Genomic DNA, 7,509 nt, shown 5'->3' with positions numbered 1-7,509 from the left:
CGGCTCGATCAACACCCACTCCGCATCCGTCAATTGCGCTCGCGTCACGTAACACGGTCTACCGGATCAGGACCCGCCGCGAGGGTGAATCGCGCAGATTGATCACGACCGAATACGTGCCCTAGCGACGACACCTCCTGATCACCGCACGCCGACCCGTGCGGCGGCCGTACGCCGCCGCGCCGGGCCGCGACGTGCCCATCTCCCGGACGGAGAGATTCTCTTCATGCGTTCCCCTGTTTCCCGGCGCGCCGCTGCGGCAGCCGTGCTCGCCGGTGCCGCCGTGCTCGCCACCGCGGTCCCCGCGTTCGCCCACGTGACCGTTCAGCCCGGCACCGCGCCCCAGGGCGGCTTCCCCGCGGTCGCCTTCCGCGTTCCCGACGAGAGCGACACCGCCTCCACCACCAAGCTGGAGGTCACGCTGCCGGCCGACCACCCGGTCGCCTCGGTGGCGACGGAGGCGGTGCCCGGCTGGACCGCCACGGTGGAGAAGACCAAGCTGGCCACCCCGCTCAAGACCGACGACGGCGACCGGATCACCGAGGCCGTCTCGAAGATCACCTGGACCGCGAACGCCGGGGCGAAGATTGCCCCCGGCCAGTTCCAGGACTTCAGGATCTCCCTCGGCCCGCTGCCGACCGACACGGACAAGCTGGTCTTCAAGGCCCTGCAGACCTACGACGACGGCACCGTGGTGCGGTGGATCGACGAGAGCGCGCCCGGCCAGGCCGAGCCGCAGCACCCGGCCCCGGCCCTGACCCTCACCAAGGCGGCCGCCGAGGGCGCGTCCGCGAGCGCCTCCGGGGACGCCTCCGGGAGCGACAGCCACCCGGCCGCCGCCTCCGCCTCGGACGGCTCGTCGTCCTCGTCCGACAGCGCTGCCCGCACGCTGGGCATCGTGGGCATCGTCGTCGGCGTGGTCGGTGCCGCGCTCGGCGTCCTGGGCCTGCGCCGGCGTACGGGCACCGGGTCCTGATCCCGCCCCGGGTGGGCGCCGGCGTCGGCGCCGGTGCCCACCCGGGCATCCCGTGGGGGTGTCAGTCGATGTGCAGGGTGAGCTGAGCGGTGTGGACGCGTCCGGCGGTCTGGAACTGCAGGAAGACCCGCCAGTTGCCCGGCTCGGGGAGCAGGGCCTGGAAGGTGAGCGTCGGCCCGCCGTGGTCGCCGTTCACCGCGTTCGCCGGGTGGAGGTGGGCCAGCGCCTGGTCGCCCTCGTGGAAGGCACTGAGGTGGGCGTAGCTGTCCAGGTAGGGCTGGAGGTCGGTGACAGGTCGCCCGTCCTGGCTGACGGTCGCGGTCAACTGGTGTGCACCGGCCATCGGTTCGGCGTGCAGGGCGACGGTGTAGCCGTCGACCGTGGTGCGATCGGCCGGGGCGGGCAACGGCACCGGGGCGGCCTCGCCGGGCACGGCCACGGTGCGGCTGAGGACGAACTCCCTGCCCTTGTGCGGCCCGGTGTTCGGGATGAAGTCGGTGTACAGCCGCCAGGTGCCCGGGGTGAGGGCGGCGAGGCCGGCGGTCCAGGTGCCGTCGTCGGCCATGTCCGGGTGCAGGTGCTGGTAGCCGGTGAGGTCGGTGCGGATCGCGTAGAAGTGCAGTTTCCTGGTCTGGTGGACGGCGAAGTCGGTGACCGGGCTGCCGTCCGGGCCGGTGATCGCGAACCGGACGGACAGCGGCCGGCCGGCGGGCGTGTCGGTGGTCCCGATCTTCAGCCGGTAGCCGCCCTGTTCGGCGGCGAGGCCGCGGGCGGGCTCCTGGGACGGGTCTGGGGAGGGGTCCTGGGAAGCGCCTGCCATGTCGGCCATCCCGGCCATCCCCGGCATGCTCGGCATCCCGGCGTGCGGGGAGCCGGAAGGCGTGGACGGAACGGTCGCGGCCATCCCGAGAACGAGCAGCGCGGGCACGCAGGACGCGAGCAGCCAACCTCGGGAGAACGGACGAGGAGAAGCGGTCATCGGCAGGTCTTTCCCGTGGCTGGTGCGCCGGAGGGGGCGCCGTCCGGGGCCGAGGGGATTCGGCCTCACTACAGGAGGAGACCGGCGACAGGAACCGCGATAACGGAAAGTCGCGACCCGATTCCGCTGACAGCGGGGGAGCGGGGACTGGGAGAGAACGGTTCCGTTCACTAATATCGACAGTAGAGCCGGAGTGACAGGGACAGCGATCGGTCACTACGGACGGTTCGGAGAGCACGGAGAGGTGGTGCCGGGATGCCCGTCCCACTGCGCCGGCGCGGCGAGGTGCTGGAGAGCGCCATCTTCGAGGCCACCCTCCAGCAGCTCACCACGGACGGTTACGCACGCCTCACGATGGAGGGCGTCGCCGCCGCCGCGCAGACCGGGAAGGCCGCGCTCTACCGCCGCTGGTCCTCCAAGGAGGAGCTGGTGAAGGACGCGCTGTGCGCCTGCCTGCCCCCGGCCGGGCCGGCCCCCGACACCGGCAGCCTGCGCGGGGACCTGATCGAGGTGGTCACCCGGCTGCGCACGGCGATGTTCAGCGAGCCGGGCGCCGCCGTCCGCGCCATCATGGGCGAGCTCGACCACCAGCGGGCCCACGTCTTCCTGGAGATCGTGCTCGCCCGCGTGGTCGAGCCCACCAGCCGCCTGATCGCCGAGGTCCTCTCCCGCGGCACCGCCCGGGGCGAGGTCCGCCCGGGCGCCGTCACGCCGCTGGTCACCGACGTCGTCCCGGCGCTCATGCTGTACCGCATCAAGATGTGCGGGGGCGAGTCCGTGCAGCTCGATCCGGACGCCATCGTCGACGAGGTGCTGCTGCCGATGGTCCGCTTCTGAATCCGTCAGCCGCGGTCGGCCGGAGGCTGGGGCTGGTCGGTGACGCGGGTCGCGGCGGCCTCGAAGAAGCGGAGGAGTTCGACGGGGAACGGCAGGACCAGGGTGGAGTTCTTCTCGGCCGCGACCTCGACCACGGTCTGGAGGAGACGCAGCTGCATCGCCGCCGGGGTCTCGGCCATCGTGATGGCGGCCTCGGCGAGCTTGGCGGCGGCCTGGAACTCGCCGTCGGCGGTGATGATGCGGGCGCGACGCTCGCGGTCGGCCTCGGCCTGGCGGGCCATCGAGCGCTTCATGGAGTCGGGGAGGGTGACGTCCTTGATCTCCACCCGGTCGATGTGCACGCCCCAGCCGGTGGCCGGGCTCTCCAGCATCACCTCCAGGCCGCGGTGCAGGTTCTCCCGGCCGGAGAGCAGGTCGTCCAGCTCGCTCTTGCCGATGATGGAGCGCAGCGAGGTCTGGGCGACCTGGAGCATCGCGAAGCCGTAGTTCTGGACGTCCACGGTGGCCTTGATCGGCTCGAAGACGCGGAAGTACAGGACGGCGTCGACGCTGACGGAGACGTTGTCCTTGGTGATGCCCTCCTGGGCGGGCACCGGCATGGTGATGACCTGGACGTTGACCTTGCGCATCCGGTCGACGACCGGCACCAGCAGGGTGAGGCCCGGCTGGCGGACCCGGCTGCGGACCCGGCCGAGCCGGAAGACCACGCCGCGTTCGTACTGCTGGACCACCCGGACGCCGGTGATCAGCCAGAACAGGGCCAGGACGACGATGAGTACGACAACCGCCATGGTGCTGCGACCTCCCCCGTCGCGGCGCAGCCGGGCCGGGACCGGACGGGCCCCTGTCGCGCGGATGCAAGCCGCGCAGCTCAGTATGCGCTCGCGGCGCGGGCTCGGACAGGCGCCGGAACGGACTTGACGATTTGTTACCTGCGGGACCGCCCACTTGTTATCTGCGGGACCGTCCCGCTCGCTACCTGCGGGACCGCCGCCCCACGGCGGCGTTGAGCGCCGCGATGGCGAGGCCGAGGCCGGCAGCGATGATCCACGCCGGGCGCTGGTCGACGCTCGCGCCGTCCGCGCGTCCGGCGGCGACCGTGGCCAGGACGGCGACGCCGAGCGTGTTGCCGAGCTGGCGCGAGGTCGTGGCCAGGGCGGAGGCGACGCCCGCCTGCTGGGGCGGCAGGCCGGCCACCGCGGTGTTGGTGATGGGCGGGTTGATCAGGCCGAAGCCGAGGCCGAGCGCCAAGTACCCTGCGGCGTACGGCAGGTAGCGGTCGCTGGTCGCAGCGAACACGAGGATCCCCGCCCCGAGGGCCAGCAGCAGCCCGGAGCCGACGAGCAGCCGACGCGCGCCCACCACGTGGATGAGCCGGCCGCTCAGCGGCGACACCACGGCGATCGCGAGGGTGGCCGGCAGCAGGGCGAGCCCGGTGTGCAGGGCGGAGGCGTGCCGGTCGTGCTGCCAGTACAGGCTGGAGACGAAGAGGAACCCGGCCAGGATCGCGAACGCGAGGACGGCGGTGACGGTGGCGGCGGTGAACGTGGCGTGCCGTACGAGGGCGAGCGGGAACACCGGGTGCGGGCGCCGCCGTTCGACGGCGACGAACGCCACCGCGCCGCCGACCGCGAGCGCGCCGCACACCACCGGCGTGACGCCGCCGTATCCGTAGTGGGCGCCGTGGATCAGCAGTTGGGTGACGCCGAAGACGGCGACCGCGCCGAGCGCGAGCCCGAACGGGTCGAGCGGCCGGCCGGTGCCGCCCCTGGTCTCGGGGACGCGGACGGAAGCGGTGAGCGCGAGCGCGACGACGGGCAGGTTGACCAGGAAGATCCACCGCCATCCCAGGGTGTCGATCAGGGCGCCGCCGACCAGCGGTCCGACGGCGGCGGCGAGCCCGAAGATCCCGGCCCAGAAGCCGATCGCCCGGGCCCGCCGGACCGGGTCGGTGATCGCCGTCGTGAGGGTGGACAGCGCGTTCGGCGCCAGCATCGCCGCGCCACAGCCCTGCGCGACGCGGACGGCGACGAGTTCGCCCGCCCCCGTGGCGAGGGCGCAGCCCAGCGAGCCGAGGCCGAAGACGAGCAGCCCGGCGCGGAACAGGGTGCGCCGCCCGAGCCGGTCGCCGAGCGCGCCGGAGAGCAGGAGCAGCACCGCCAGGGTCAGCGTGTAGGCGTCCACGATCCACGCCAACTGGGCCGGTCCGGCGCCGAGTTCGGTCCGCAGGGAGGGCAGGGCGACGTTCACCGCCGTGGAGTCCAGGCTGGTGATGAACATGGCCGCGCCGCAGACGACTATCAGTCCGGCCGGGCCGAGAGTGCGGGGACTGACGGGGGGACTGTCGGGGGCGCGTCGGAGCAGGGCAAGCGTCATGAAGGACCCCTTCCGGGTCACGAGATGGGAAGGAGCGTCGCTCGGACGCGGGCCGGTTGGCCGCGGGGCCGCTCCTCCTCGAACTTAGGCCGCCCTCAGGAGTTGCAGCAATCAGCAATTCGATAACTGATAGTTTCACCTGGTGCAACTCTCGTCGGTCGATCTCAACCTGCTGGTGGTCCTCGACGCACTCCTTGAGGAGGGCTCCGTCACCCGGGCCGCACACCGCCTCAACCTGTCGGTGCCGGCCACCAGCCGGGCCCTCGGGCGGCTGCGCCGCGCGTTCCAGGACCCGCTGCTGGCGCGCTCGGGCCGAGGCCTGCAGCCGACGGCCGTCGCCCTCGACCTCCGTCCGCGCCTACGGCTCTGGCTCGAACAGGCGGAGGAGCTGCTCGACCGGGACGCCAGGCCGCTCGCCCGCAGCCTGACCGTCGTCGCCCCGCAGGACCTGATCCTGACCTGGAGCGACCGGCTGCTCGCCCGGCTCTCGGCCGCCGCGCCCGCCGCCCAGCTGAGGCTCCTCGCCGCCGACGGCGGGCGGGACGGCGCGGACGCCGTCCGGGACGGCACCGCCGACCTCGCCCTGATCGTCAACGCGGCCAAGTACCCCGGCCTGCACTCCCTCGGGCTCTTCCGGGCCGGGCTGACGGTCGTCGTCCGGGCCGGGCACGAGCTGACCCGGGGCGGCGCGGTGACCGCCGAGCGCTTCGCCGCTGCCGGACACGTGCTGGTGTCCCGCAGCGGCCGCCCGGACAGCGCGCTCGACCGCGAGCTGCACGAGGCCGGGCATCCGCGGACGGTGCGCTGCGTGGTGCCCGGCTACCTCGCCGCCCTGCACCTCGCGAGCCGGACCGACCTGGTGGCGATCGCGCCCGCCGCCCTGGTCGGGGAGCTGGCGGACACCCTGGGCCTGGCGCCCGTCGAGGCGCCGACGGGCCTCCGGCCGCTGCGCGTCACCCAGGTGTGGCACCCCCGGCGCGAGCAGGACCCGTTGGTCCGGCTGCTGCGCTCGACCCTGACGGCGCTCGCGGACGAGCTGGCCGGGCCGACGGACGGGCGTCCGCACGGAGGGCTGACGGCTTGATTAGCCGTCAACTCTCTTGTTTCAGGGGCGATTCGGCGGGAGTTCCGGGCGCTCGGTTGGTGCTGCTCGGGGCGCCCGCGCTGATACTCACCGCCACCGGCGGCATGGCGGCGGTCGTCGCGGTCTGCCTGTTGCGTGGGGGATGATGCTCGTCGCGGTGGTACCGGCGTGGCGGGATCGTCTTCATTCGGGGAGCGGCTGACGGGTCGGCCGTGACACCGCCGCCGCTTGGGCAACGGTGACACGGTCGGGTGGTGCTAGCCGCCGAAGACCGCCGCGTGATCGGTGGCGAACTCGGCGAACGAGCGGGCCGGACGCCCGGTCAGCTTCTCCACGTCCGAGCTGACGGCGGAGGCGTACCCGGCCGCGTACAGCCCGTACAGCTCGACCATGCCCTCCGCCCGCCACGGGTCCCAGCCCGCGTCGAACATCCCGGCCAGGGCGGCCTCCGGCGCGACGGCGGTGTAGTCCACCGGCCGGCCGGCCACGGCGGCCAGCTGCTCGGCCAGCTCGCCGTGCGGCAGCGCCGCCGGGCCGGTGAGGGTGTAGACGGCGCCCTCGTGCCCCTCCGTCGCCAGCACCTCGACGGCCGCCGCCGCGACGTCGCGGGCGTCGACGTACGACACCGCGCCCTCGCCGCCCGGCACGGCCAGCCGGCCTGCACGGCCTGCGCCATGCCGAGGAAGTTCTGGTAGAAGCCGTTCGGCGCGATCACCGTCCACGGCAGCCCGCTCGCCTGCAGGTGGTCCAGCCCGGCGACGTGCGAGGCCACGAACCGGACACCGGCCGGCCGCTGCTCGACGCCCGCAGCGGCGTGCAGGACGATCCGCGGCCGGCGGCCGGTCCGCACCGCCGCGTCGATGACGTTCCGCTCGTGGGCGGCCATTTCCGGGTGGACGGCGACCAGCAGGTAGACGACGTCAGCGCCGGCCAGCGCCGCGTCCAGCGAGGCCGGGTCGGAGAAGTCGGCGGCCACCCGCTCGACCGCGTCGTCCCATTCCGCCGGTGCCTCCCCCGGGTTGCGGACCAGCGCCCGCACCGTCTCACCGCGCTCCCGCAGCCCCACGACCACCTTGGATCCGACCGTACCGGTGGCACCCGTCACAACGATCACGGATGACTCTCCTCCCCAACGCCGTTGCGTTTGGGTCTTGAGCTGCACGTCAAGCCCTGCTGAATGACGCAACGGGACGTCCTGATAGATCAACTTGTGCTGAGCAAGACGATCACCGGGAGTCCCGTTGCAGGAGAAGTCTG

At 73.1% G+C, this 7,509-nt stretch carries 7 protein-coding genes and 1 pseudogene; 3 read left to right on the top strand and 5 right to left on the bottom strand.

What is annotated here, in order from left to right; translation table 11 throughout:
* Positions 1–226: 226 nt before the first annotated feature.
* A complete protein-coding gene (locus KV557_RS41095; RefSeq protein ID WP_218207205.1) occupies positions 227–976 on the top strand; it encodes a YcnI family protein in 750 nt (249 codons plus the stop codon).
* Between the two features lie 61 nt (positions 977–1,037).
* Here KV557_RS41095 and KV557_RS41090 read toward each other — a convergent pair whose 3' ends face one another.
* Complete coding sequence (locus KV557_RS41090; protein WP_218207204.1) at positions 1,038–1,955, bottom strand: hypothetical protein; 918 nt, start codon at positions 1,953–1,955, stop codon at positions 1,038–1,040.
* A gap of 255 nt (positions 1,956–2,210) precedes the next feature.
* Here KV557_RS41090 and KV557_RS41085 point away from each other — a divergent pair, with 255 nt between their 5' ends.
* The gene (locus tag KV557_RS41085) at positions 2,211–2,792 is read left to right on the top strand and encodes a TetR/AcrR family transcriptional regulator (protein ID WP_218207202.1); all 582 of its coding nucleotides are present in this window, start codon (positions 2,211–2,213) and stop codon (positions 2,790–2,792) included.
* A 5-nt stretch (positions 2,793–2,797) separates the two neighbouring features.
* Here KV557_RS41085 and KV557_RS41080 read toward each other — a convergent pair whose 3' ends face one another.
* Both KV557_RS41080 and KV557_RS41075 read right to left on the bottom strand, forming a co-directional pair.
* Positions 2,798–3,583, bottom strand: coding sequence for a slipin family protein (locus KV557_RS41080; protein WP_218207199.1), 786 nt, complete (start codon positions 3,581–3,583; stop codon positions 2,798–2,800).
* Between the two features lie 184 nt (positions 3,584–3,767).
* Positions 3,768–5,168, bottom strand: a complete 1,401-nt coding sequence (locus KV557_RS41075) for an MFS transporter (RefSeq protein ID WP_218207198.1) — start codon at positions 5,166–5,168, stop codon at positions 3,768–3,770.
* A gap of 142 nt (positions 5,169–5,310) precedes the next feature.
* Between KV557_RS41075 and KV557_RS41070 the strand changes: the two genes are divergently transcribed.
* Entirely contained in the window at positions 5,311–6,252 is a 942-nt protein-coding gene (locus KV557_RS41070) for a LysR family transcriptional regulator (RefSeq protein ID WP_218207196.1), read from the top strand.
* A gap of 257 nt (positions 6,253–6,509) precedes the next feature.
* On the opposite strand, the gene KV557_RS43870 is transcribed toward KV557_RS41070, so the two are convergent.
* Both KV557_RS43870 and KV557_RS45095 read right to left on the bottom strand, forming a co-directional pair.
* Positions 6,510–6,899: a hypothetical protein gene (locus KV557_RS43870; RefSeq protein WP_256178716.1), complete on the bottom strand. Its 390-nt coding sequence runs from the start codon at positions 6,897–6,899 to the stop codon at positions 6,510–6,512.
* 29 nt (positions 6,900–6,928) lie between these two features.
* Positions 6,929–7,366: pseudogene (locus KV557_RS45095) on the bottom strand (SDR family oxidoreductase); the annotation flags it as partial.
* Positions 7,367–7,509: the final 143 nt, after the last annotated feature.

Source organism: Kitasatospora aureofaciens (assembly GCF_019192735.1).
GTDB lineage: Bacteria > Actinomycetota > Actinomycetes > Streptomycetales > Streptomycetaceae > Kitasatospora > Kitasatospora aureofaciens_A.
Note: the sequence above shows the minus strand (reverse complement) of the source record. Positions and strands in the feature narration are given on the sequence as shown.

What these genes read in the sequence shown, in the direction of transcription:
- KV557_RS41095 (WP_218207205.1), top strand. Translation starts at nt 227, where the DNA reads ATGCGTTCCCCTGTTTCCCGGCGCGCCGCTGCGGCAGCCGTGCTCGCC.
- KV557_RS41090 (WP_218207204.1), bottom strand. Translation starts at nt 1,955, where the DNA reads ATGACCGCTTCTCCTCGTCCGTTCTCCCGAGGTTGGCTGCTCGCGTCC.
- KV557_RS41085 (WP_218207202.1), top strand. Translation starts at nt 2,211, where the DNA reads ATGCCCGTCCCACTGCGCCGGCGCGGCGAGGTGCTGGAGAGCGCCATC.
- KV557_RS41080 (WP_218207199.1), bottom strand. Translation starts at nt 3,583, where the DNA reads ATGGCGGTTGTCGTACTCATCGTCGTCCTGGCCCTGTTCTGGCTGATC.
- KV557_RS41075 (WP_218207198.1), bottom strand. Translation starts at nt 5,168, where the DNA reads ATGACGCTTGCCCTGCTCCGACGCGCCCCCGACAGTCCCCCCGTCAGT.